This window comes from Mycobacterium colombiense, from assembly GCF_003284975.1.
Classification (GTDB): Bacteria; Actinomycetota; Actinomycetes; order Mycobacteriales; family Mycobacteriaceae; genus Mycobacterium; species Mycobacterium europaeum_A.
In genome coordinates, this window is sequence record NZ_QMEU01000007.1 from 76,888 (window position 1) to 100,446 (window position 23,559).

Sequence of the window (23,559 nt, forward strand, 5' to 3'; positions counted from 1 at the left end):
TGCACGGACATAAGCGGTCCCCAGATTTGCTGGAACCGGCTGATCGTTGTGTGAGCGAGTTCTGCGCGCCGTCCTTGGCTCACGCCGGTCGGCGGCTGAACGCCACGGTTTAAAAATTACGATTTCGGGCAAACAGCGGCATGAGCGCACGTCACGGCCCTCGTCTCGTTGCTTCTGCGGTCGCCGCTGCGTCGGGCGCCGCCGCTTCGGCCCTTGGGACCGCCATCCCCGCCGCCACCGCCGGTCCGTGCCCGGACGTGCAGGTCGTGTTCGCCCGCGGCACCGACGATCCGCCCGGCCTCGGGCCGACCGGGCAGGCATTCGTCGACTCCCTGCAGCCGCGCGTCGGCGCAAAATCCTTCGACGTATATCCGGTCGATTACCCCGCCACTCATGACTGGACAAACGCGGGCGAGGCCGGCGTCAGAGACGCTGCCGCACACGTCGTGTCGATGGCGCACGACTGTCCCAACACCAAGATGGTGCTCGGCGGCTACTCCCAAGGCGCGGCCGTGATGGGCTTCGTCACCTCGCCCGTCGTACCTGATGGGATCGATCCCGCGAGCGTCCCCAAACCGCTGGATCCGGAAATCGCCAACCACGTCTCCTCGGTCGTGCTCTTCGCCTTACCCAACGAGAAGGCGATGAACTTCTTCGGTGAGCCGCCGGTTGCCATCGGTCCGCTCTATCAGGCCAAGACCATCCAGGTGTGCGCCGCCGAGGACCCGATCTGCTCCGACGGGATGAATTTCGCCGCGCATGACACGTATTCGACCAACGCCGCGGTGATCGACAAGGGCGCGGCCTTCGCGGCGGGCCTTCTCGGCTCCGGTGGTGGCGCGCGGGCCTCGATGTAAGCCGGATGGCCATAGCTCGGGCCGATTGGCGCTCGGTACTTCCGAGCCACTAATTTTCCTCAGGTGAACTTCTCAGCTGCAGGTGCAGCCGCGCGCTGGATCGTCCCCTTGATCACGGTTGCGGCCGTCGCCGGCATCGGCTTGGTTGCGGCCCCCGTGCAGGTCCGTCCCGCCCCGCCGGTGCGGTTGGTCGCCGACGGCGACCCGCTGGCCGGGGCGCCGTTCTACGTCAACCCGACATCTGCGGCCATGCGCGCGGCGCAGAGCGCCGACCCGCCGAGTCCCGAGCTGACCGCCATCGCCAATACGCCGCAGGCGTACTGGATCGTCCCGGGCGGGTCGGCTGGCACGGTCGGGAAGTATGTCGGTGACGCCAATGCCGCTGGCGCCATTCCGGTGCTCGCGATTTATGGCATCCCGCACCGCGACTGCGGCAGCTTCGCCGCCGGCGGCATGGGGTCGGCCGACGCCTACCGCTCGTGGATCGACGGCATCGCAGCCGGTGTGGGGGCTTCGCGGGTGGCGATCGTCGTCGAACCCGATGCGCTGGCCATGGCCGACTGCCTGGCCGGTGGTGCGCGCCAGGAACGCTTCGACCTGATCCGCTACGCCGTCGACAGTTTCACCCGCGATCCGAATGCGGCCGTGTACGTCGACGCCGGTCACCTGCGTTGGCACAGCGCCGACGACATGGCCGCCCGGCTCAACCAGGCCGGCGTCGGCCACGCGCGCGGTTTCAGCATCAACACCGCGAACTTCTTCACCACCGAGGACGAAATCGGTTACGGCGAGGCCATTTCGGGCCTCACGAATGGATCGCACTACGTGATCGACACGTCGCGCAACGGTGCGGGACCGGCACCCGACTCCGACCTCAACTGGTGCAACCCCAGCGGCCGAGCACTGGGCACTCCGCCGACCGCCAGCACCGCGGGCGCGCACGCAGACGCCTACCTGTGGATCAAACGTCCCGGCGAATCCGACGGAACATGCGGCAAGGGTGATCCGCCGGCCGGCAACTTCGTGAATCAATACGCAATCGATCTGGCCCGCAACGCCGGTCACTGAGAATCGATTTGCGATTCGTGATCGTTCTTGTTGAAAATGGGTAACATTTAGATACCGAAAACAGCAAAGCGAGCGCGCGACAAGAGGCATCATGGCCAAGAAAGTCGAGATCATCGCCGTCTTCGCGATCTGCACTGCCTTCATCACGGCTCCTGGGACCCTGTCTGATTTCGTCGCGCACGCCGACGATTCGGGGACCGCGCTGTACAGCGGCATCAACCAGCTTCGCCCGGGATGCGGGCCGATCAGCGACGACCCGCGCCTGACCGAAGCCGCCCAGCGCCACGCCGATGACATGTTGCGCAGCGGGGTCAGCGGACACATCGGGTCGGACGGCTCATCACCGCAGGCGCGAATCACCGCTGCGGGTTATCGGAGCAGGTACTCGGGTGAAATCGTCTTCTGGGGCACCGGATCCGCTGCGACCCCGAAGGAAGCGCTCGACATGTGGATGCAGAGTCCGCCGCACCGAGACATCATTTTGAACTGCGCGTATAACGCGGGCGGCTTCGCCACCGCCTGGGACGGCAACAAGATGACCGCCGTCGGCGACTTCGCGGCGTCGTAAACTCAGCTGTGCCAAGTGTTTTCGAGTTGTAATTTCTGTCGCTACGCCCAGCGGGGGGGTGTTGCCACCACGCTCGAGCGGTACTCACACGTGGGGCAGCCACCCAGATCCCTTCGGCGACAGCACGAAGCCCCGGCCCTGCGCGTCTTTGCACGCGGTCGTGCCCGCGTTGTCGACTCCGCAGATGATGCCATTGACGCTAAGGGAGTGGGCCGGCGGAAGTGTTTTGATGGACTGTCCGTTAACCACACGAGACGGGGCGCCCCCGCTGGTCTGATTGAGACCGCTGGTGGTTCCTATCCAGTTGACCCCGTTTATTCCAGCCTCAGGATTTGAGGCTGCAGGAGGTATCGACGGCAAGTTATTTCCTGTGCACGATGCTTGGTCAATGGTGAATTTGCAAACGATGTTGTCGGGCGTGAGGAAATAAACCGTAGGATCAGGCTGCCGCCCAGGATTGGGCACCAGGATTTCGTAGTCTTTGACATCGGCGGGAGTGTATGCGCTCAGATCGGGGAACTGCAGAGGGGCCGCATGGGCTTCGGATAGCGCGAGCAGACCGGCGCCAACGACTGCACCGATCCAGGGGAGTTTGTTGACACCCATATCGCTCCTATCAGTTCAAGCACTTTATCGGCGAACGGCAGGCTATTTCGTCCGCCGTTGTTCCCCTGCACGGCAACATGTTCCGGTCATTCGACGCTGACAAGGCCGGTATGAGTCATCTTTCAATTAAGAGATCGTGTCCAGTCACGCCTCCCCGACAGGACCGAGCCTTAAAACGCCTGGCTTCCTGATGATTTGAGCACAAATCCGTGTCGGCTACTGGTGTCCAGGCATGCGACGAGCCGGTCATCGCCAACGGCGCATGTCACGTTCTGATACGTGATTTTCTTACCAGGCTGCAATACGGGATGCCCGCCAAACTGCGATCCCGGATCGCGTCCGCTCTCACAGCCGCCGTAACCTTCACGCTGTAATCGGTAGGCCGATCCGGCCCAATGCACCGCACCCAAAACACAAGTGCCGGGCGGAGCGGTGCTTCCCCCACCATTGAACGGGACGTTGTCCATGCCCGGCATGTCTCCGGTGCAGCTGATGGGTTGTGGCGGTCCTGGCTGGGCCGGAGCGGGAAAGCTGCACTGCATGTTGTAGGGCGGAGAAAAAGTAATCGTACGTATATCCGACGACCCCTTTGGATACACCAGCAGGAAGGTGTCCACCGGCACGGCAGTGAAGCTGTCCAGATTGGGGAAGCCAGGTGGTTGCGCGGCAGCATGGTGCGCAACGGCCGTGCAAGATATCCCCACGCTCACAGACACAGCGGCGAGCAGCCGCGCGACGAGTTTGACTACAACACGCATTAGAACCTCCAAACTCAGGGCGTAACGGAGAAGGTGGTCGTGTAGGTGTGAGGATCGTAGCGGCCCTCACCGAAAGTACTAACCCGCATAGAGATAACTTCTTTGCCGTTGATCTCTTGAATTCCTGTGATGGTGGGTCCGTAGACTCCTGGCAGTGACTTTGGATCGACGAGCGCCGTCGGCTTCGCGGTCAGCAATCCTTGCGGTGTACTTGCGGTTACCGCCTGGATAGGCAACGTTTGATGGGCGGGGCTTTCGCTCGCACCTACCACCATCAATCCGCCCTTGGGCAAGGCGACGATTTGGCTTTCTCGGTTTCCGTTCATTGCGCCGGAAAATGTTCCCTGCTGCTGTAACGAGTTGCCCCACGCGGGATTCTGCCCGACAGGGGCAGATTGCCAGATCGCGCGTTGCCCGTCGGGAGTGTTCCCAAGAATGACCATGCGTCCTGATTTGGCGTCATAAGCGCCGCTGGCTTGCGAGATTCCGTGCAGGGTGTAGAGCACCTGATCGGGGTGATCCAGGTTGACCACCACCGTATCCGGGACTGTGTAGTTCTCGTTCTTACCACCGTTGGCATTGTGGTACGGGACCATCGCATAAAACCCATAGCGTTCACCGTTCGGCCCTACGGCGGTGCCGGTCGGTAGAGGCCGCATTACGTCGTTGGGGATTGGCAACGGGTTGTCAGGCGGGTATCGCAGCGGATTATCACCGTCATAGCCGGGGAAGTCACCGTGGGGCGGTAGATGGATGTTTGGATAGCCATCTGCGCCGTCACCGCCCAGGGCGATTCCCGTGCCAGGAATCGACGAATCTAAATCGTCTTGCCTCCATGTGTTCTGGCCCTCCATCTTGGGCGGCGTGGCCGGCCCGTCGATGCTCGGCCCCGCCCCATGCGGAGCAGGCTTCTGCGGCTGGTGTCCATCGACCCCCCAAATGAGGGAAGGGTCGTATCCGTCTCGGGCCAGAATCCCCCGCGACGCGTCTAGGACGTCCGTATACAAGCCGCGGATCATCAGCATCTGCTTGAGAGCATCTCGCACGTCGTCCACGGCATCGGCGTGAGCGTCGTTGATCAGTTTCTCCAGCTTGTCGCGTTCCGTCGCGGGGAGCGGGTATGTCAAATCCTTCTTCGCCGCGCTGATCAGAACATCGAGCACATGTAGCTGGCGATCTAACGCGGCGATCTCGTCGGCACCTGCCCGTTGCGCCGCGGCCAAGGCGGTCGCGACGTTCTCTAAATCGAGGCCGATCTTCGGCAACTGCTCGGACTGGTAACCCAAGGACTTGGTTACTTGCTGCACCTCTTCGGATTCGTTGATCGGGTGGGCACCGCCCTCCCGGTTCCAGGCCGCCTCGAAGCGTTTACGGGCCTGCGCAAACTCCTCGCTGGCCGCAGCGGTGCACCGTCCCGCGTTGTGAAATGCTTCCGCCAAACGATCGATTTGGTATGGATTGCCCGCTTGCAAGCTCTGGTTGATCGCCCACGGATCGCCGCCGGCCGCCGCGCTCAGTTCTGCCTCAGCAAAGTTGGCCCACGTCATGGCGCCGCCTGCAGCCGACCAGCACCGACGAGCATCGCCGCCCCCTTCTGAGCAGGTTTAACCCTACTACCCCGAAGGTGTATGGCGGGTGGGTGTTGATCGACGTCAGCGAGGGGTTACCAGGCCGCAACCGTGCTTACGTCTGGCTACCGGCCAGCTTTCGCACCGTCAGCGCTTCGATGTCTTGGAACGGGCGGCCCTCGGGCCGGATCAGGTCATGGAACCACACCTTCGGGACCGAGGTGTACGGGTGATCCCATGAGTCCCAGGGGAAGTAGGTCTGGGTCTTGCCGGCCACCAGGCCCCAGTTGATGGCGCCGACGTTGTGGCGCTTGGCAACCGGCAGAATCGATTCGACGGTGCTGCCCTGGGGGCGCGCCATGTATTCCGTGCACAGGATCGGCCGACCCAGCGGGGTGAGTTCGTTGATCCGATTCTCGAACCCCGAAGGCCCGGCGTAGGAGTGGAAGGTGATCACGTCGGCGTTGGCAAGCTGGATGTCGCTGATTGTGCTACGACCCTGAGCTTGCCCCCAATCCCCTTGCCACACACCGCTTGTCAGCGGCTGGCTGGGGTCCACCGCCCGGGCCCACCGAAACACCTGGGGGAGCAGGTTGGTGACCAGTTGCTCCTTGTCGCTTCTTTCGACGCTGCGGTATTGCCGCGCGGGATTGTCGGGTTCGTTCCACAGGTCCCAGCCCAAAACCCGGTTGTCGTTGCGGAATTGGGTCATCACCGCGGTGACGTAGTCGCGCATGACCGGGACGTAGCGAGGGTCGCCGAGTCGATCGGCGCCCGGGCTCTGCGCCCAACCCGAGTTGTGCACGCCGGGCCGGGGCGCGCGCTGTCGGCCCGCGCGCGGATGCGGATCCCAACAGGAGTCGAAGAACACGAACAGCGGTTTGATGCGGTGGCGCGCGGCGATGTCGACGAATTGCCCTAGGCGCGTTTGAAAGCCGCGCTGATCGGCGGCCCACAGCTGATCATGAAGGAACACCCGCGCGGTGTTGTGGCCGTAGAACTGGGCCCAGCCGAGTTCGGTGTCGATGCGCCGCGGGTCGAAGGTGTCGGGCTGGAACATCTCGAGCTGGTTGATGGCGTTCGCCGGAATGTAGTTTGCTCCGACGAGCCAGCCCTGCGCTTGATACCAACGGTTCGCGCGCTCGGGTGACCACCGGCCCGCTTCCTCCGCGGAAGCCCGGGGTGCTCGGGCAACTGCCGCGCCTGCCGCCAGTAACAGGGGGAGTTTCAGGGCCGTACGTCGTTCCACGATGTGACGATAAGTTTTCGCGACGATTTCCCCGGGATTTGCTCAGCGCGTCGCGACAGGTTCGTTGTCGGCACCGTCGCGCTGCCAGATTCGCTCGCGATCGTGACCAATCCGTGACCACGACTACCGGCGCGCCCAGACCGTCGCGGAGCCCAACCGGGTTAAAATCAGCCGCGCTGTACGTCAAACACGTTGTCGGACAACCGAAAACGTTGACGTATCACCGAGCGCCTAACGCAGCTTGCGACCGTACTTGTCTTTGACGCTGCCCGTGAAGATCATGATCGCGTCGACGATGGCCCAGACGGTGACGCCGAACAAGACCGGAAATCCGAGAAAACAAAAGAGGCTGAAGAGAACTCCGAACAGCCCCAGGCACAGCTGCGCGACCGCGATCTGCGTCGAGTCGATATAGAAGCGGCCGATACCGAACACGCCGAAGAACAGCTGAAGTAGGCCGGCGGTGGTCGCAGACTTGTCGGACAGGGCCAGCCCGGTCACCGGGTCGCGGCCGTACGGCGCCTGGGGGTCGCCATATCCGGGGTAGCCCGGGTAGCCGGAGAAGCCGGGGTAAGGCTGCGGGGGCGGGTATCCCTGCGGAGGCTGCCATCCCCAGGGTGGCTCGCCGGGCGGATTTCCGGGTTGGTTGGGCGGCGTCGACATCGATTCGAGTTAACACGCCCGATGCTCGGGCGTCCACACGGGCATCCGACGGGTCCGTCACGCGGAAACCCGACGAAGCAGTCGGCAGATTCTCTTCAAACTTCACCCTCGAGAGCGCGATACTGAACGGGTGCCTGATCGAAATGTGCTTGGCGGCCCGCTACAACCGTGCGGAGCAGACCCGCTGACCGGCTTCTACCGCGACGGCTGTTGCTCGACCGGTCCGCAGGATCTTGGGCGGCACACGATCTGTGCGGTGATGACCGCCGAGTTCTTGGAGCACCAGCGCTCGATCGGCAATGACTTATTGACGCCGGTGCCCGAGTACAGGTTCCCCGGTCTGCTGCCCGGTGACCGTTGGTGCGTGACCGCGCTGAACTGGCTGCGCGCCCACCACGACGGTTGTGCCGCCCCGGTGGTGTTGGCCGCGACGCACGAGAGCACCCTCGAGGTGGTGCCCCTGGAGGCGCTGCAAGAACACAAGGTCGACGTCCCCGACGATCTGGCCAACCTCTAGCGCCCGCCGGGCGCGGCGAGGTGGATGCACGACGGATCTGCGCCGCGGCTAGCGTCTGTGTCGTCTTTCTCACCTGATGCGTCGGAGAGGGGTTGCGGTGGGTTCCGCGGTTGACGACATCGACTTCGACGACCTGACGGCGCCCCGACTTACCGACGCCCAGCGCCAGATCTTGGAATTCACCGAAGCCAAGCCCGTCGATCTGGACATCGATTGGATGCTCGCCGAGGCCATCGAGCAGACCGGCCTGCCGGCCGGAACCGCCGACCTCGACGACACCGATGGCTTCGCCGACCGCCTGCGGGCGCACGTCGGAGCCATCGAAGCCGACGACGCGCTGCGCCAGCTCACCCGCGGATCGCTGCGCCAACGAATCGTGCGCCTGCTCCGCAACCGGCTATCGCTCACCGAACTCGTCCGGCGCTACCCGGAAATAGAAGCTATCCCGATCGAAAAACCGTTCATCGTCGTCGGGATGCCGCGTTCGGGCACCACCCACCTGGTGAATCTCATTGCCTCGGACCCGCGCCGGCGCGCGCTGCCGTATTGGGAGAGCCAGGATCCCATTCCCGCGCTGGGGCAGGGCCCCGACATCTTCGGCGTCGATCCCCGTTATGCCCGCGCGAAAGCGGAACATGATGCGCTGATGGCGAGCGCACCCGTGGTGGCCGCGATGCATGACAGGTTTCCCGAGGCGATCGAGGAGGAGGTGGAGCTTCTCGACCTCGACATGGCCTCGTATGTGCTGGAATGGCATGCGCGGGTGCCCGATTGGCGCGACTATTACTTGGGCCTCGACCAAACTCGGCACTACGCGTACATGAAGAAGGTGCTGCAGGCGCTGACCTTCCTGCGCGGTCCTCGGACATGGGTGCTCAAGAGTCCGCAGCACTGCGAGCAGCTCGGCCCGTTGATGGCGACGTTTCCCGACGCGACGGTAGCCTTCACGCACCGCGACCCCGCGGCGGTGATCCAATCGGCGATCACCATGATGGCTTACTCGGATCGGTTGCGCCGCAGCAGCATTGATCCGCAGTGGCTGTTGAACTATTGGAGTGACCGCGTGTATCGACTCCTCAGCGCATGCGTGCGCGACCGCCATCTGGTGGGGCCCGAACGCAGCATCGACATCAACTTCCACCAGCTGGGCGGCAACGAGATGCCGGTGCTGGAAACGCTGTATCAGCGCGCCGGGGTGGGGCTGCCGCCCAAGGTACGCGAACGGTTCCAGCGCTACCTGGACGGTAATCCGCGGGGAAAACATGGCCGCATCCACTATGAACTGCAGCGGCACTTCGGCACCTCCGCCGACGAACTGCGGCGCCGTTTCGGCTTCTACTTCGACAAGTTCGATGTCCGTCCCGAATGAAAGGAGTCAGCAGCGATGTCCGAACCGGTCTATCGGAGCCGCCCGGGTGCCGACGCGATGCGCCCGGCGTCCGCCGAGAGGGCCGAGGAGATCGCCCCGGGGCTGTGGTGTTCGCCGGGCCTGTCCAACTCGTATCTGCTCACCACGACCGAGGGTCGGGTGGTCATCAACACCGGGATGGGCTTCGAGGGTCCGGTGCATCGCGCCAACTTCGACGCCGTCGACCCGTCGCCGGTGCGCTACATCATCTTCACGCAGGGCCACGTCGATCATGTCGGCGGCCTGGACAGCGTGCGTGATCCCGACACGATCGTTGTCGCGCAGGCGAACTGGAAGAGCTGGCGCGACGACAACGACCGGCTGATCCCGTACCGGGCCAGCCGCAGCGCGTTCGCATTCAAAGACACGTTGGCCACCGGCATTCAGGCCATCCAACGGCGACTGGGGACGTCGCGGCTGGCGGGCCAGAGCGTGCCGGTGGTCGACATCGACTTCGAGGACACTCTGCGCCTGGAGGTCGGTGGCCGGCGCATGGAACTGATTTCGGTGCCCGGCGGAGAGACCACCGACTCCCTCGTGGTATGGCTGCCCAACGAGCGCATCTGTTTGTGCGGAAACACCTTTGGCCCGCTGATCGGGCACATTCCCAACCTGGTCACCATGCGCGGCGATCGGTATCGGGACGCGTTGACGGCGATCGCGTCGGTGGACAGGGTGCGGGACCTGCAGGCCGACCTGCTGGTGACCGGGCACTTCGAGCCCGTCAAGGGCACCGAGCGCATCGACCGAGAGCTCACCAGGCTGCGAAATGCCATCCAGTACATCCATGATCAAACCGTTGCCGGGATGAACGCCGGCAAGGATGTTCGCACGTTGATGCGCGAAATCACGCTTCCCGCGGAATACGAAGTGGGACAGGGCTACGGCAAAGTCGCCTGGGACGTGCGGGCCGTTTGGGAGAACTACTCCGGCTGGTTTCACCACGAATCGACCACCGAGCTTTACCCCGTCGGGTTCGATTCCGTCGCCGCCGACGTGGTCGAACTGGCCGGCGCCGATGCGCTGCTGGAGCGTGCCCGGGCTCATCTGGCCGCCGATCGCGCGCTGCAGGCCATCCACCTGGCCGAGCTGGTACCGGGGGACCATCCGGGGGCTCGCGCCGTGTTGCGCGACGCCCATGAAAAGCTTCTCGCCAGCAGCACGAACTTCTGGGAGAGTGCCTGGCTGCGCAACCAGATAGCGAGGAACACATGACGGCATTCGCGCTACGGCCCGAGGACTTCTACCACACCGGCATCATCGTGCCCGACCTCGCCGCGGCGATGGCAAGGCTCAGCGCGCTGGCCGGTTACCGGTGGATCAACCCGGTGAGCTACACCTTGCCCTTCCGCACGGCCGGTGGAACCCAAGAGATCACTTCGACTTTCGTCTATTCGCTGCAGGCGCCGCACGTCGAACTGATCAAGGAGGTACCCGGGACGGCCTGGACGGCGGCACCCGGCAACGCCATCCACCACCTCGGCTACTGGACCGACAGCCTGGCCGAGAGCGCAAAGATGTTGGAAGACAACGGCTTCAGCTTCGAAGCCACCGCCGACACCGCCAGCCCATCTTCGAACGGCGATCTGGCGCTCTTCGCCTACTACGTCGACGACGCGGGGACCCGCATCGAGATCGTCGACCGCGCGCTGTTCCCGGACTTTCCGGGCTTCCTGCAGGCGGCGGCCGGCCCGGAAGCGTAGCGAGGCGGGCAGATGCTGTTGACGGTGCTGCGCTTCAATTTCGCTTCCCCGCAAGGCGATCCACGCACGCAGGGCAAGCTCCTATCCGCGGCGCTCGAGCTGGGACAATGGGGAGAGTCCCACGGCATCACGTCGGTCAGCGTCGACGAGCATCACGCGACCGGACACGGGTGGAGCTGCAATCCGATCATGGCCGCGGCGATGTTTCTGGCCCGGACCTCGAAGCTGATCGCGAGCGTCGATTGCGCGTTGGGGCCGTTGTGGAATCCGGTGCGACTTGCCGAGGACATCGCCCTCGTGGACAACATGAGCCGCGGACGCCTGCACACGACGGTGGGCCTGGGCTACCGGACGGTCGAATATGACACTCTCGGAGCCGATTTCAGGCGGCGCGGTGCACTGATGGATGCCCTGCTGGAACGAATGCTCGCCGTGTGGTCCGGTGCTGATCCGGAGAACGGAATCTGCACCGGCACCTGGTCGCGGCCGCATCCCCCGCTGTACGTCGGGGGCGGCGCGCGTGCCACGGCGCGGCGCGCGGCCCGGTTCCGGCTGCCGCTCAGTTTGGCGGACCACCTGCCCGATATCGCCGACTATTACCGCGAGCTGTGCGCGGAGGCGGGCATGTCGCCATTCATCCTCATGCCGGGGCCGATCAACCGCGGAATGATCTATCTGCACGAGGATCCCGACCGGGCGTGGGCGGAACTCGGAGACCACATCCTCTGGGAGGCAGTGACTTACGGCCGGTGGTCCACCGATCAGCGTTCGCTCATGCACCTGCCTGGTGTTCAAACGCTGGACCAGGTCAGGGCGTCGGGACGATACCGCTTCCTCACCCCGGAGCAGCTGATCGCGGAGGTCCGCGATGCCGACAACTATGGGCCCCTCGTGATGCACCCCCTGGTCGGCGGCATGCCGGTCGACGAAGCGTGGAAGTCGGTCCAGTTGCTCACCGACCAGGTCTTGCCAGCAGTCAGCTGACCGCCACGAATCGTCAACTCGCGATTGCAAAACCGGAATGCGGGTATGTGAGCTGAAGCCATGCTCACAGACGACAAGGGAGATCCGTTGAGATCTGATGCGATGACGGCGATGACCCTACTAGGTGGTACCGCGCTGGTGGCGCTGGCGGTCGGTTGTGGTGCGGGCACGAGTGCAGCGGCAACCGTTCCCGAGGCGCCGCCGACGCCGACATCGTCCAGTCCGGCGCCGCCGGCCCCAGCCACGCCCGCTCCGCAGGTGCCCTCCGGCGGCAGCGGCGACAGCCCCCCGGCGGGCGGGGGCGGTGCCGCGGGTGGCGCAGGCGGGTGAGCCGGCGGCGGTGACGGCTGACAGTTGACCGCGCCCGCGGTTAACCGTCGCGGCGCTGCTCCAGCCAGTCGGCCAGCGAGCGACCCGCGTCCAGGACATGTCGTTCGGCAATGGCGCGCGCCCGCTCGGCGTCTTCGGCGCCGAGCGCGTCCAATAGCTCCTGGTGCTCGTCAAGTGAGTGCTTCTCGTGCTCGGGGAACAGGGTGAGGAAATTGCTCGGCACCACCCGGGCGGCCTGTTTGATCTGGTTCATCAGGCGGGGCGAGTGCGCGGCGCGGTGGATCATCTGATGGAAATGCCAGTTTGCCTCGCCGATGCTGTCGTCACCGGATCGAGCGACGACGTCGGCGGCCAGTTCGCGCAGTGTCTCCAGCTCCGGTGGCTCGATCCGTGCGGCCGCCCACGCCGCGGCCTGCCCGGTCAGCACACCGAGGATGGTGAAGCTGTCCAGGACGTCGTCCGGGCTGATGCCGAGCACGGTCACGCCACTGCGCGGGGCGACCTGGACAAGGCCCTCGAAGGACAGCTCCAGCAGCGCCTCCCGCACGGGGGTGCGGCTGGTCGCGAATTCCTCCGTGATCGCATCGAGGTCGACCCGCGCCCCGGCGGGAAGTGCGCCGGTGAGAATCCGGTCGCGTAGCTCGCGGGCGGCGCGCTCGCGGACCGTTCCGGAAATATCGATCCTCGCCACCTGCGCACGATACCAAACGACAGATCTAGCGTTTGATATCTGAAATATCAGATGTTACGTTTCAAAAATGCGCACCGACAAGATGGCCCTCATCGCCTTCATGCAGGCCGGCAGCACCTCCGTCTACGCGGGCTCATGGCGGCATCCCGCAACGGAGCACCGATACCTGGACGCCTCCTACTACGCCAAGATCGGCCGCCAGCTCGAAGAGGGCTGCTTCGACCTGATGTTCTTCGACGACCGCCTGGCGATGCCCGGCGTCTACGGCGGCTCGGTGGGCGAGGCCGTCCGGTACGGCGCCCGCCCGGTCAAGCTGGACCTCAGCGTGATCCTCGGCGTACTCGCACAGGCCACCTCCAAGATCGGGCTGGGCGCCACCTATTCGACGACCTACTACCAGCCGTTCCACGTCGCGAGAACTTTCGCCTCGCTGGATCACCTGTCGGGCGGCCGCGCCGCGTGGAACGTGGTCACCTCGGTCAACGACAGCGAGGCGCAGAACTTCGGCGTCGACGCCCACCTTGGCCACGACGAACGTTACGACCGGGCCGACGAATTCATGGACGTGGTAACCGGGCTGTGGGACACCTGGGAGGACGGCGCCGTTCTGCACGACCGGGTGTCGGGGCAATACGCGGATCCCACCAAGGTGCACGAGTTGGGCCACGTCGGCCGATTCTTCTCCGCGCGCGGGCCGTTAACGGTGCCGCGGACCCCGCAGGGCCGCCCGGTCATCATCCAGGCCGGTTCGTCGGGACGGGGACGCGAATTCGCCTCGCGGTGGGCGGAATTGATCTTCACCGGTGATCCGGGGATCGACGTGGCGCGCAGCCACTACACCGATCAGAAGGACCGGATCGCCGACGCCGGCCGTGATCCCGCCGCGGTTCGCATCTGCCCCATGGCATACGCTGTGGTCGGCGAGTCGGAAGCCCACGCCAAGGAGCGCGAAGCCATGTTCCTCGATGATCTGGTTCCTCCGATGGCATCGCTGACGCTCTTGTCGGAATTGATGAATTACGACTTCGCCCAACATGATCTCGACGATCCGGTCACCGACGAACTGCTGGCCTCCGTCTCCGGAATCCGCGGTCTGGTGCAGAACCTGCGCACCCATATCGGCGGGGACACGGTCACACTGCGCGACCTCGCCAACCATCGCGCCACCCTGCTGCAGGGCCCCCGCTTCGTGGGCACCGGCCCCCAGGTCGCCGATCAGATGGCGGACTGGTTTCAGACCGGAGCCTGCGACGGATTCGTGCTGGCCGCAACGCATCTGCCCGGAGCGTTCGAAGACGTGGTGCGCATGGTGGTTCCGGAGCTGCAGCGCCGGGGGCTGTTCCGCACGGAGTACGAGGCGTCGACGTTACGGGAACACCTTGGGCTGCACCGCCCTTCGAGCGCGCGGGTGGCTGCCGGTGCCAATGCTTGACGGGCTGCGGGTACTCGACCTCGCCACCCTGGCCGCCGCACCCCTGGTGGCGACCTACCTGGGCGAGTTCGGCGCCGACGTGATCAAGGTGGAACAACCCCGGCACGGCGATCCGATCCGCGGCTGGGGCAATCAGCGCGACGGGGTCGGATTGATGTGGAAGTCGATTTCGCGCAACAAGCGTTCGATCACGCTGGACTTGCGCTGCGCCGAAGGCCAGGCGCTGGTGCGCCGCCTGGTGGCGCACGCCGATGTCGCGATCTTCAACACCCGTCCCCAGACGCTGCGCAAGTGGGGGCTGGACTATGAGAGCCTGCGCACGGTCAACGACCGGATCGTGATGCTGCACATCACCGGTTACGGATTGAGCGGACCGAAGAGTGAGCGCCCGGGGTTCGGCACGCTCGGTGAGGCGATGAGCGGATTCGCGCACATCACCGGCCAGGCCGGGGGGCCTCCCACGCTGCCGCCGTTCATGCTGGCCGACGGCGTCGCCTCGCTGAACGCGGCCTACGCGGTTCTGATGGCGCTCTATCATCGTGACGTGCACGGCGGGCCTGGGCAGCTGATCGACGTCAACCTCATCGATCCGCTGGCCAGACTGCTGGAGCAGACGCTGCTGGGCTACGACCAGTTGGGTCTGGTGCCCGAGCGGTCCGGCAACAGATGGGATATCTCCGCGCCGCGCAACACCTATCGCACCGCCGACGACAAGTGGCTGGCCATGTCGGGCAGTTCACCGGCGTTGGCCCTGCGGGTGTTCCGGGCGATCCGGCGCAACGACCTGCTCGACGACGCGGACTTCTCCGACCCACAGCGACGGCTGGCCCGGGCCCGGGAGGTCGACGCGGTGGTCGCCGATTGGGTTGCCACCAAGACGCTTTCGGAAGCGATGGCCATTCTAGACGCCCACGAGGTGGCCGCGGCCCCGGTCTATGACATCGGCGATCTGGTCGCCGACGAGCAACTGGCGCATCGGGAGGTGTTCATCACCGTCGACGACGCCCAGCTGGGGGCCATGAAGGTACAGGCACCCGTTCCACGGTTCTCCTCGGCGTCCGGCACGGTCGAGCATCTCGGACCTCGCCTCGGCGAACACAACGCCGAGGTCTACGGCGAACTACTCGGGCTGACCGCCAACGACATTGACGATCTGCACGCCCGCGGCGTGTTGTGACAAAAGGACCTCACTAGTGACCGATCTGCTCCGTCGTTCCGAACTCCCGGTACCAGCGAGCAACGACAACATGTTCGAGAAGGGCGCCCAGTGCGGCGCCGACCTGGTGTTCCTCGATCTCGAAGACGCGGTGCCCGTGGCGTTCAAAGAGGAGTCGCGCGCCAAGGCGATCGCCGCCCTCAACGACATCGATTGGGGCCGCACCGCCCGTGCCATCCGGATCAACGGGCTGGACACCCCATGGTGCCACGACGACGTCGTCGAGGTGGTGACCAAGGCCGGCCAGAACCTAGACACGATCATCATTCCGAAAGCCCGCAGGGCTCGCGATGTGTGGTGGGTGGACGTGCTGCTCACTCAGCTGGAGGCCAAACTCGGCCTGAGCAACCGCATTCGGCTCGAGGTTCTCATCGAAGAGGTCGAAGGGCTGGCCAATGCCGAAGAGATCGCGGCGGCCAGCGCTCGGCTGGATGCCTTGATCTTCGGCGTGGGTGACTTCTCGCTGTCGCAGGGCGCCCGGGTGGACACCAACTTCGTCCCCCTCGGCGAATATCCCGGGGAATTCTGGGCTTACGCGCGCAACAAGGTGATCGTGGCCGCCCGCATCGCCGGCATCGACGCGATCGACGCGCCGTATCCCGACTATCGGGACCTGTCGGGCTACGAACGCGACGCGCGGCGCGCGTCGCTGCTCGGCTACACCGGCAAGTGGGCCATCCATCCCGACCAGGTCCCCGTCGCCAACGAGGTCTACGCCCCGACCGCCGACGAAATCGCCCGGGCCGAAGCCAATGTCGCCGCCTACCGGGAGGCCGAGGCCAAGGGCCGCGGCGCCGTCGGGGTGAACGGCGTGCTGGTTGACGCCGCCCACGTGAAGCAGGCCGAGCAGACCCTGGCGCGCGCCGCCCTGATCAAGAGCAGCCGCCGCTAGTCGATCACCACCAGAAGGTCGCCGCCCTCGACCTGTGCCGTGTGCGAGACCGCGATGCGCGCGACCTTGCCGGCCTTCGGCGTGGTGACGGCGGCTTCCATCTTCATCGCTTCGATCGTCGCGATCGTCTGGCCGGCTTCGACTTCCTCGCCAACGTCGGTGGTCACCGTCACGACGCCGGCAAACGGAGCCGCGATGTGGTCCGGGTTGGCGCGGTCGGCCTTTTCGGCCGCCGGCACGTCGGAGGCGATGCTACGGTCGCGCACCACGACCGGGCGCAGCTGACCGTTGAGGATGCACATCACCGTGCGCATGCCGCGTTCGTCCGCATCCGAGACGGCCTCCAGGCCGATCAACAGCTCCACACCGCGTTCCAGCTCGACGCGATGTTCGTCGCCGTGGCGCAATCCGTAGAAGAACTGGTTGGCGCTCAGCCGAGAGGTGTCCCCGTACTGTTCGCGATGGTCCTCGAGTTCTTTGGCGGGCCCGGGGAACAGCAGCCGGTTCAGCGCCGCCTGCCGGTCGGCGCCCGGGGTGGCCAACGCCTTTTCGTCGTCGACCGACAGCTCCTGTTCGGGCTTCGCCGGGCCACGTCCCTCTAAGGCCTTGGTGCGCAACGGTTCGGGCCACCCGCCGGGCGGGTCACCGAGTTCTCCGCGCAGGAAGCCGATGACGGAGTCCGGGATGTCATAGCGGGCGGGGTCCTCTGCGAAGTCCTGCGCGCTGACGCCGGCGCCCACCAGCGCCAGCGCCAGATCACCGACCACCTTGCTGGACGGGGTGACCTTGACGAGGTGCCCCAGGATGGCATCGGCTCCGGCGTAGGCGTTTTCGATGTCCTCGAACCGGTCACCGAGCCCCAGGGCGATGGCCTGCTGGCGCAGGTTCGACAACTGACCACCAGGGATCTCGTGGTGATAGACGCGTCCCGTCGGGGCGGGAAGACCGGATTCGAAGGGGGCGTAGACCTTTCGGAGCGCCTCCCAATACGGCTCCAGGTCACAAACCGCGGCCAGCGACAGCCCGGTGTCGTAGGCGGTGTTGGCCGCGGCGGCAACGATCGACGACAGCGCGGGCTGGCTGGTGGTTCCCGCGAGCGGGGCCGCGGCGCCGTCGACGGCGTCGGCCCCGGCGTGCCAGGCCGCCACATAGGTCGCCAGCTGCCCACCCGGGGTGTCGTGGGTGTGCACGTGCACCGGCAGGTCGAATCGGGACTTGAGCGCCGAGACCAGGGTGGTCGCCGCGGGCGCGCGCAGCAATCCCGCCATGTCCTTGATCGCCAGCACGTGCGCTCCCGCTTCGACGATCTGTTCGGCGAGCTTGAGGTAATAGTCCAGTGTGTAAAGCTTTTCGGCGGGATCGCTGAGATCGCCGGTATAGGACATCGCCACCTCGGCCACCGATGCCCCGGTTTCGCGCACGGCGTCGATGGCCGGCCGCATCGAGTCGACGTTGTTCAACGCGTCGAAGATCCGGAAGATGTCGATGCCCGTTGCCGTCGCTTCCTCGACGAACGCCGTCGTGACCGTCTCCGGATAAGGCGTGTACCCAACGGTGTTGCGTCCGCGCAGCAGCATCTGCAGGCAGATGTTCGGCAACGCCTCGCGCAGCGTTGCCAGCCGCTCCCAGGGGTCTTCTTTCAGAAACCGCAGCGCGACATCGTAGGTGGCGCCGCCCCAGCATTCGATCGACAGCAACTGCGGTGTGGTCCGGGCGATGTAGGGCGCCACCTTGATCAGGCCGCTGGTGCGCACCCGCGTCGCCAGCAGGGATTGGTGGGCGTCGCGGAAGGTGGTATCCGTGACGCCGACACCGGGTGACTCCCGCAGCCACGCGGCGAATCGCTCCGGCCCGAGTTCGGTCAACCGCTGCTTGGAACCCGCCGGCGGATCCACCGACAGATCGACGTCGGGCAGCTTGTCGTGCGGGTACACCGCGGACGGACGCTCACCGTGGGGCTTGTTGACGGTGACGTCGGCCAGGTAACTCAGAATCTTGGTGCCGCGATCGGCGGAGCTGCGGGCGGTGAGCAGCTGCGGGCGCTCCTCGATGAACGACGTCGTGATGCGACCGGACTGAAAGTCCGGATCGTCCAGAACCGCTTGCAGGAAGGGGATATTCGTCGAGACACCGCGGATGCGGAACTCGGCGACCGCACGGCGTGCCCGGCGCACCGCCGTGGCGAAGTCGCGGCCCCGGCAGGTCAGCTTGATCAGCATCGAGTCGAAGTGCGCGCTGATGTCGGCACCGAGCGTGGTGCCGCCGTCCAGCCGGATTCCCGCACCACCCGGGGTGCGATAGGCGGTGATCCGGCCGGTGTCCGGACGGAACCCGTTCGCCGGATCCTCCGTAGTGATCCGGCACTGCAAGGCCGCACCATGCGGAACGATCGAATTCTGGCTCAAGCCGATGTCTTCCAGGCTCTGCCCGCCGGCGATCCGCAGCTGTGCCGACACCAGGTCGACGTCGGTGATCTCCTCCGTGACCGTGTGCTCCACCTGGATGCGCGGGTTCATCTCGATGAACACATGATTGCCACGTTCGTCGAGCAGAAACTCCACCGTGCCGGCGCACGTATAGCCGATGCTCTGCGCGAAAGCCACCGCGTCCGCGCAGATCCGTTGGCGCAGCGCCGGATCCAGGTTGGGTGCCGGTGCGATCTCGACTACCTTCTGGTGACGGCGCTGCACACTGCAGTCCCGCTCGTAGAGGTGAATGACGTTGCCCTGGGTATCGGCCAGGATCTGCACCTCGATATGACGCGGTTTGATCACCGCCTGCTCGAGAAACACCGACGCGTCCCCGAACGCGGATTCGGCCTCGCGGCTGGCGGCCTCGATCGCCTCGGGCAGCGACGCCGCGTCGGCGACCCGGCGCATCCCGCGCCCGCCGCCACCGGCGACGGCCTTGACGAACAGCGGGAACGTCATCGACTCGGCGGCGGCCACCAGCTCGTCCACCGATGTCGACGGTGGCGAGGAAGCGAGCACCGGAAGACCCGCCGCCCGCGCCGCCGCGATCGCCCGGGACTTGTTGCCCGTGAGCTCGAGCACCTCCGCGCTCGGGCCGACGAAGGTGATGCCCGCCGCCGCGCATGCCGCCGCCAGATCGGGGTTCTCCGACAGGAAGCCGTAGCCGGGGTATATCGCGTCCGCTTCGCACGCCTGTGCCGTCGCGACGATGTCGTCGACGGACAGGTAGGCGCGGACCGGGTGGCCCTCCTCGCCGATCTGATAGGACTCGTCGGCCTTGAGCCGGTGCACGGAATTGCGGTCCTCATACGGGTAGACCGCGACCGTGCCGATTTCCAGCTCATAAGCCGCGCGGAACGCGCGGATCGCGATCTCTCCGCGATTGGCGACCAGTACCTTCGCAAACACGGTATTTACGATAGAGCCCGTTGCGGTGGTCCGACATACTCGCTGAGCGGACGGATCAACGCGTTGGACGCGGTCTGCTCGATGACGTGTGCCGTCCAGCCGGTGATCCGGCTCATCACGAAGATCGGCGTGAACATGCCGCTGTCGAAGCCCATCAGGTAATAGGCGGGTCCGGTCGGGAAGTCCAGGTTGGGTTTGATGCCGTTGGCCTCGGCCATGCCCTTCTCCAGGACTTCGTAGATGTCGAGCCACTTCTGGCCGTCGCGCGCCGCGGCGACGCGCATGAGTGCCTCCTTCATGGTCGGCACCCGCGAGTCACCGTTCTTGTAAACCCGGTGACCGAACCCCATGATCTTGTCTTTGCGAGCCAGCTTGCCCCGCAGCCATTCCGCGGCCCGGTCGGGGGTACCGATGTCGAGCATGTCGTGCATGACGGCCTCGTTGGCGCCGCCGTGCAGCGGGCCCTTCAGCGCGCCGATGGCCGCCGTGACCGCGCTGTAGATGTCGGATTGGGTAGAGGTGACCACCCGGGCGGCGAAGGTCGATGCGTTGAAGCTGTGCTCGGCATACAGGACCATCGACTGCTCGAAGGCGTCCACCACGACCTGCTCGGGAACATCACCGAAACACATGTGCAGGAAATTCTGCGCATAGTTCATGTGGCTGTGCGGGGCGATCGGGTCCAGACCCCGCCGGCGGCGCATGTCGGCGGCGACGATCGTGGGCAGCACCGCGAACATCCGCAACGCCTTGGCGTAGTTGGCCGACGGGCTGCTGTCGTCCTCGTCCGGATCCTCGGCACCCATCGAGCTGATGAAGGTGCGCACCACGTCCATCGGATGGCAGGTCTCGGGCAATTTGGTCAAAAGCGACAGCTGAGATCGGTTCAGTCGCCGGGCCGCTCGTTCGCGCTGACCGAACAGTGCAAGCTGTTGCTCGTCGGGAAGTTCGCCGTGCCACAGCAGGTAGGCAACTTGCTCGAAGCTGCAGTTCGCCGCCAGGTCCTGGACCGCGTACCCGCGGTAGGTCAGGGAGTTGGTCTCCGGTACCACCTTGGAGATGGCGGTGGTGTCGACGACGACACCGGCCAGGCCCTTGTAGATGCGGGGTTGGTTGTCTTCGACGGCGCTCATTGCACGGCTCCTCGACGGGTGAAGTTTCAAATAGCGAAGTTGTAGATGTCGGAATCGAATCGGGTGTATTCGGCGTAGCGCAGCAGCTCATAGAGCCGGCCGCGATGTTGCATGCGGTCCAAAAGCTCCGATTGTGTTCCGCTGTCGGCGATTTCTCGCAGACCGAGCTCGACGGCGTGCATGGCCAGCCGCAAGGTGGTGACCGGGTAGATCACCACGTTGTAGCCGATGTCGGACAACCGTTGGGCGGTCAAGAGCTCCGACTTGCCGAATTCGGTCATGTTGGCCAGCAATGGCGTGTCCACGGCGGCGCGGAACCGTTCGAATTCCGTTGGGGATTGCAGGGCTTCGGTGAAGATCAGGTCGGCGCCCGCGTCGGCGTAGGCCTTGGTGCGCTCGATCGCCGCGGCCACCCCTTCGATCCCGGCGGCATCGGTGCGCGCGCAGATGATGAAGTTCGGATCCCTGCGGGCGGCCACGGCGGCCCGCAGGCGTTTGACCATCTCGCCGGCCGGCACCACGGCCTTGCCGTCGAGATGTCCGCACCGCTTGGGGTTTTGCTGGTCCTCCAGGTGACAGCCCGCCAGCCCGGCGTCCTCCAGGACCGTTACGGTGCGCGCGGCGCTCATCGGTTCACCGAACCCGGTGTCGGCGTCGATCAGGGTGGGCAGGTCGGTGACCGAGGCGATCTGCGCTCCCCGGCCGCTGACTTCGGTCAGGGTGGTCAGGCCGATGTCGGGCAGACCGAGGTCGGCCGCCAGCACCGCCCCGGAGACATACACCCCGTCGAAACCGAGCTCGGCGACGAGCTTGGCCACCAGCGGCGAGAAGGCGCCTGGAAAGCGTTGCAGCTCGCCACTTTCCAGCCCGGCGCGAAACTGAGCCCGCTTGGTCGCCGCGGGCACCGCCGCGCCGATCAGCCCGCCCATCAGAAGATCCCCGAGGGAATCGCGGGCGCCTGGGCGAGCACTGCCGGCGCGACGTCGATATTGAGCGCACCCAGCGCACCCGGCTGCAGGTCCGAAAGGGACTGTGCCGCCGACAGGAAGCGCCGCTGCTCGGTTTCACTGACCACCCCGTCGGCCAGCTCGCTGAACTTTCCGATGTACTGCTCACGCTCGAACGGTCTGACCCCCAACGGATGCGCGTCGGCGACCGCGATCTCATCGACGATGACTTCACCGCTTTTGAGGGTGACCTCGGCGCGGGCGCCGAACGCCTTCTCCGCGGGATCGGGGGAGTGGTAGCGCCGGGTCCATTCGGGATCTTCGACCGTCGAGACCTTGCGCCACAGTTCGACGGTGTCGGGTCGGTGCGCCCGCTCTGGCGTGTAAGACCTTTCGTGATGCCAGGTTCCGTCCTGCAAGGCGACCGCGAAGATGTACATCACGGAGTGGTCCAGCGTTTCACGGGAGGCGTCCGGATCGAATTTCTGCGGGTCGCCGGATCCGGTTCCGATGACGTAATGGGTGTGATGGCTGGTGTGCAACTCGATCGTGGCGATCTGGTCCAGATCGCCGATGCCCTCGCGCATCCGGCGGGCCAGGTCGATCAGCGCCTGACTCTGATATTCGGCCGAGTGCTCTTTGGTGTAGCTGTCCAGAATGGCGCGCTTCGGCTCGCCGGGCTCGGGCAGCGGGACCCGGTAGGTGTGCTCCGGACCCGAGAGCAGCCAGGCGATCACCCCGTCCTCGCCCTCCCAGATCGGTGCGGGCGCGCCCTCGCCGTGCATGGCGCGGTCGACGGCCTCGATGGCGACCTTGACCGCCCAGGCCGGTGCGTACGCCTTCCAACTGGAGATCAGGCCCTTGCGGGACTGCCGGGTGGACGTGGTCAGGTGCAGCGCCTGCCCGATCGCGGAGTAGATGGTCTCCTTGTCCAGCCGCAACATGGTGCCCAGCCCTGCGGCCACCGATGGGCCGAGGTGAGCGACGTGGTCAATCTTGTGCTCGTGCAGGCAGATTCCCCTGGCCAGGTTGATTTGGATCTCGTAACCGGTTGCGATGCCGCGGATCAGGTCGGCTCCGCCGATCCCGAGGTGCTGCCCGACCGCCACCAGCGGCGGAATGTTGTCGCCCGGGTGGGAGTACTCGGCGGCCAGGAAGGTGTCGTGAAAATCCAACTCGCGCACGGCGACCCCGTTGGCCCAGGCCGCCCATTCCGGGGAGTAGTCGCCCTGGATACCGAACACCTTGGCGCCCCCGGCGGCGGTCGGGTGGGCCTGTGCCTGGGCACGGGCCGCGGCAGTCGGACGGCGGTGCACCGAGGCTGCCGAGACCGCCGCGTTGTCGATGATGCGGTTGATCACCATGGCCTCGGTGTCCGCGGGCACGGCGACCGCGTCGGCCGCGACCTCGGCGATCTTCCATGCCAGGTGCTCGTCGCGGGGGAAATCGTCGGCGCTGCGTCGGGTCCGAACGTCATGAATCCGCATAAGCCGCACAGTACGCAACCCCGGTCGCGCGGTAAATCCCCTGTAAAAGCGTAATCGTGTGTCCATACCGCCGATCTTTGCGAATGTTGTGAAAGACAGCGG

Annotated in this window: 21 protein-coding genes; 11 read left to right on the forward strand and 10 right to left on the reverse strand. The window is 65.6% G+C overall.

What is annotated here, in order from left to right; genetic code table 11:
• The first annotated feature begins 140 nt into the window (after positions 1–140).
• From DQP58_RS04850 to DQP58_RS04860, 3 genes are all read left to right on the forward strand, one after another.
• Positions 141–857 (forward strand): cutinase family protein, encoded by a 717-nt coding sequence (locus DQP58_RS04850; protein ID WP_112707356.1) that lies wholly within the window; start codon positions 141–143, stop codon positions 855–857.
• Positions 858–920: 63 nt separating this feature from the next.
• The gene (locus tag DQP58_RS04855) at positions 921–1,925 is read left to right on the forward strand and encodes a glycoside hydrolase family 6 protein (RefSeq protein ID WP_112707357.1); all 1,005 of its coding nucleotides are present in this window, start codon (positions 921–923) and stop codon (positions 1,923–1,925) included.
• A gap of 91 nt (positions 1,926–2,016) precedes the next feature.
• Positions 2,017–2,493: a CAP domain-containing protein gene (locus tag DQP58_RS04860; RefSeq protein ID WP_205869336.1), complete on the forward strand. Its 477-nt coding sequence runs from the start codon at positions 2,017–2,019 to the stop codon at positions 2,491–2,493.
• Positions 2,494–2,577: 84 nt separating this feature from the next.
• On the opposite strand, the gene DQP58_RS26590 is transcribed toward DQP58_RS04860, so the two are convergent.
• From DQP58_RS26590 to DQP58_RS04880, 5 genes are all read right to left on the reverse strand, one after another.
• On the reverse strand, positions 2,578–3,003 hold the full coding sequence (locus tag DQP58_RS26590) for a hypothetical protein (RefSeq protein ID WP_430915692.1): 426 nt from the start codon (positions 3,001–3,003) through the stop codon (positions 2,578–2,580).
• Between the two features lie 266 nt (positions 3,004–3,269).
• The gene (locus DQP58_RS04865) at positions 3,270–3,857 is read right to left on the reverse strand and encodes a hypothetical protein (RefSeq protein WP_112707401.1); all 588 of its coding nucleotides are present in this window, start codon (positions 3,855–3,857) and stop codon (positions 3,270–3,272) included.
• Between the two features lie 14 nt (positions 3,858–3,871).
• Positions 3,872–5,404, reverse strand: a complete 1,533-nt coding sequence (locus DQP58_RS04870; RefSeq protein WP_112707358.1) for a hypothetical protein — start codon at positions 5,402–5,404, stop codon at positions 3,872–3,874.
• 136 nt (positions 5,405–5,540) lie between these two features.
• Positions 5,541–6,674 (reverse strand): cellulase family glycosylhydrolase, encoded by a 1,134-nt coding sequence (locus DQP58_RS04875; RefSeq protein WP_112707359.1) that lies wholly within the window; start codon positions 6,672–6,674, stop codon positions 5,541–5,543.
• A gap of 231 nt (positions 6,675–6,905) precedes the next feature.
• Entirely contained in the window at positions 6,906–7,337 is a 432-nt protein-coding gene (locus tag DQP58_RS04880; protein ID WP_112707360.1) for a TM2 domain-containing protein, read from the reverse strand.
• 130 nt (positions 7,338–7,467) lie between these two features.
• Here DQP58_RS04880 and DQP58_RS04885 point away from each other — a divergent pair, with 130 nt between their 5' ends.
• The 5 genes from DQP58_RS04885 (at position 7,468) to DQP58_RS04905 (ending at position 11,949) form a co-directional block, all read left to right on the forward strand.
• Positions 7,468–7,854 carry a DUF2237 family protein gene (locus DQP58_RS04885; protein ID WP_112707361.1) on the forward strand — a complete coding sequence of 129 codons (387 nt, stop codon included), beginning with the start codon at positions 7,468–7,470 and terminating at the stop codon, positions 7,852–7,854.
• Positions 7,855–7,951: 97 nt separating this feature from the next.
• Positions 7,952–9,223 (forward strand): sulfotransferase family protein, encoded by a 1,272-nt coding sequence (locus DQP58_RS04890; RefSeq protein ID WP_112707362.1) that lies wholly within the window; start codon positions 7,952–7,954, stop codon positions 9,221–9,223.
• A 15-nt stretch (positions 9,224–9,238) separates the two neighbouring features.
• Positions 9,239–10,477 carry an MBL fold metallo-hydrolase gene (locus DQP58_RS04895; protein WP_112707363.1) on the forward strand — a complete coding sequence of 413 codons (1,239 nt, stop codon included), beginning with the start codon at positions 9,239–9,241 and terminating at the stop codon, positions 10,475–10,477.
• Positions 10,474–10,965: a VOC family protein gene (locus tag DQP58_RS04900; protein ID WP_112707364.1), complete on the forward strand. Its 492-nt coding sequence runs from the start codon at positions 10,474–10,476 to the stop codon at positions 10,963–10,965. Before DQP58_RS04895 ends, DQP58_RS04900 begins: the two co-directional genes overlap by 4 nt.
• 12 nt (positions 10,966–10,977) lie before the next feature.
• Positions 10,978–11,949 (forward strand): LLM class flavin-dependent oxidoreductase, encoded by a 972-nt coding sequence (locus tag DQP58_RS04905; protein WP_112707365.1) that lies wholly within the window; start codon positions 10,978–10,980, stop codon positions 11,947–11,949.
• A gap of 370 nt (positions 11,950–12,319) precedes the next feature.
• Here the strand turns inward: DQP58_RS04905 and DQP58_RS04910 are convergent, their stop codons facing one another.
• Positions 12,320–12,970, reverse strand: coding sequence for a GntR family transcriptional regulator (locus DQP58_RS04910; RefSeq protein ID WP_112707366.1), 651 nt, complete (start codon positions 12,968–12,970; stop codon positions 12,320–12,322).
• Between the two features lie 67 nt (positions 12,971–13,037).
• Between DQP58_RS04910 and DQP58_RS04915 the strand changes: the two genes are divergently transcribed.
• Genes DQP58_RS04915 through DQP58_RS04925 form a run of 3 tightly spaced genes read left to right on the forward strand, consistent with a single transcriptional unit; the run spans position 13,038 to position 16,510 of the window.
• A complete protein-coding gene (locus DQP58_RS04915) occupies positions 13,038–14,402 on the forward strand; it encodes an LLM class flavin-dependent oxidoreductase (RefSeq protein WP_112707367.1) in 1,365 nt (454 codons plus the stop codon).
• Positions 14,395–15,579, forward strand: a complete 1,185-nt coding sequence (locus DQP58_RS04920; protein ID WP_112707368.1) for a CaiB/BaiF CoA transferase family protein — start codon at positions 14,395–14,397, stop codon at positions 15,577–15,579. Before DQP58_RS04915 ends, DQP58_RS04920 begins: the two co-directional genes overlap by 8 nt.
• A gap of 16 nt (positions 15,580–15,595) precedes the next feature.
• Complete coding sequence (locus DQP58_RS04925; RefSeq protein WP_112707369.1) at positions 15,596–16,510, forward strand: HpcH/HpaI aldolase/citrate lyase family protein; 915 nt, start codon at positions 15,596–15,598, stop codon at positions 16,508–16,510.
• Here the strand turns inward: DQP58_RS04925 and DQP58_RS04930 are convergent.
• Genes DQP58_RS04930 through prpD form a run of 4 tightly spaced genes read right to left on the reverse strand, consistent with a single transcriptional unit; the run spans position 16,507 to position 23,457 of the window.
• Positions 16,507–19,890 (reverse strand): pyruvate carboxylase, encoded by a 3,384-nt coding sequence (locus tag DQP58_RS04930; protein WP_112707370.1) that lies wholly within the window; start codon positions 19,888–19,890, stop codon positions 16,507–16,509. The genes DQP58_RS04925 and DQP58_RS04930 overlap by 4 nt on opposite strands.
• Before the next feature lie 5 nt (positions 19,891–19,895).
• Positions 19,896–21,023: a bifunctional 2-methylcitrate synthase/citrate synthase gene (locus DQP58_RS04935; RefSeq protein WP_112707371.1), complete on the reverse strand. Its 1,128-nt coding sequence runs from the start codon at positions 21,021–21,023 to the stop codon at positions 19,896–19,898.
• 26 nt (positions 21,024–21,049) lie between these two features.
• A complete protein-coding gene (gene prpB / locus DQP58_RS04940) occupies positions 21,050–21,952 on the reverse strand; it encodes a methylisocitrate lyase (protein ID WP_112707372.1) in 903 nt (300 codons plus the stop codon).
• Entirely contained in the window at positions 21,952–23,457 is a 1,506-nt protein-coding gene (gene prpD, locus DQP58_RS04945; RefSeq protein WP_205869338.1) for a 2-methylcitrate dehydratase PrpD, read from the reverse strand. The genes prpB and prpD overlap by 1 nt, the downstream gene beginning before the upstream one ends.
• Between the last annotated feature and the right edge of the window lie 102 nt (positions 23,458–23,559).

What these genes read in the sequence shown, in the direction of transcription:
- DQP58_RS04850 (WP_112707356.1), top strand. Translation starts at nt 141, where the DNA reads ATGAGCGCACGTCACGGCCCTCGTCTCGTTGCTTCTGCGGTCGCCGCT.
- DQP58_RS04860 (WP_205869336.1), top strand. Translation starts at nt 2,017, where the DNA reads ATGGCCAAGAAAGTCGAGATCATCGCCGTCTTCGCGATCTGCACTGCC.
- DQP58_RS04865 (WP_112707401.1), bottom strand. Translation starts at nt 3,857, where the DNA reads ATGCGTGTTGTAGTCAAACTCGTCGCGCGGCTGCTCGCCGCTGTGTCT.
- DQP58_RS04870 (WP_112707358.1), bottom strand. Translation starts at nt 5,404, where the DNA reads ATGACGTGGGCCAACTTTGCTGAGGCAGAACTGAGCGCGGCGGCCGGC.
- DQP58_RS04880 (WP_112707360.1), bottom strand. Translation starts at nt 7,337, where the DNA reads ATGTCGACGCCGCCCAACCAACCCGGAAATCCGCCCGGCGAGCCACCC.
- DQP58_RS04895 (WP_112707363.1), top strand. Translation starts at nt 9,239, where the DNA reads ATGTCCGAACCGGTCTATCGGAGCCGCCCGGGTGCCGACGCGATGCGC.
- DQP58_RS04900 (WP_112707364.1), top strand. Translation starts at nt 10,474, where the DNA reads ATGACGGCATTCGCGCTACGGCCCGAGGACTTCTACCACACCGGCATC.
- DQP58_RS04905 (WP_112707365.1), top strand. Translation starts at nt 10,978, where the DNA reads ATGCTGTTGACGGTGCTGCGCTTCAATTTCGCTTCCCCGCAAGGCGAT.
- DQP58_RS04915 (WP_112707367.1), top strand. Translation starts at nt 13,038, where the DNA reads ATGCGCACCGACAAGATGGCCCTCATCGCCTTCATGCAGGCCGGCAGC.
- DQP58_RS04920 (WP_112707368.1), top strand. Translation starts at nt 14,395, where the DNA reads ATGCTTGACGGGCTGCGGGTACTCGACCTCGCCACCCTGGCCGCCGCA.
- DQP58_RS04935 (WP_112707371.1), bottom strand. Translation starts at nt 21,023, where the DNA reads ATGAGCGCCGTCGAAGACAACCAACCCCGCATCTACAAGGGCCTGGCC.
- prpB (WP_112707372.1), bottom strand. Translation starts at nt 21,952, where the DNA reads ATGGGCGGGCTGATCGGCGCGGCGGTGCCCGCGGCGACCAAGCGGGCT.
- prpD (WP_205869338.1), bottom strand. Translation starts at nt 23,457, where the DNA reads ATGCGGATTCATGACGTTCGGACCCGACGCAGCGCCGACGATTTCCCC.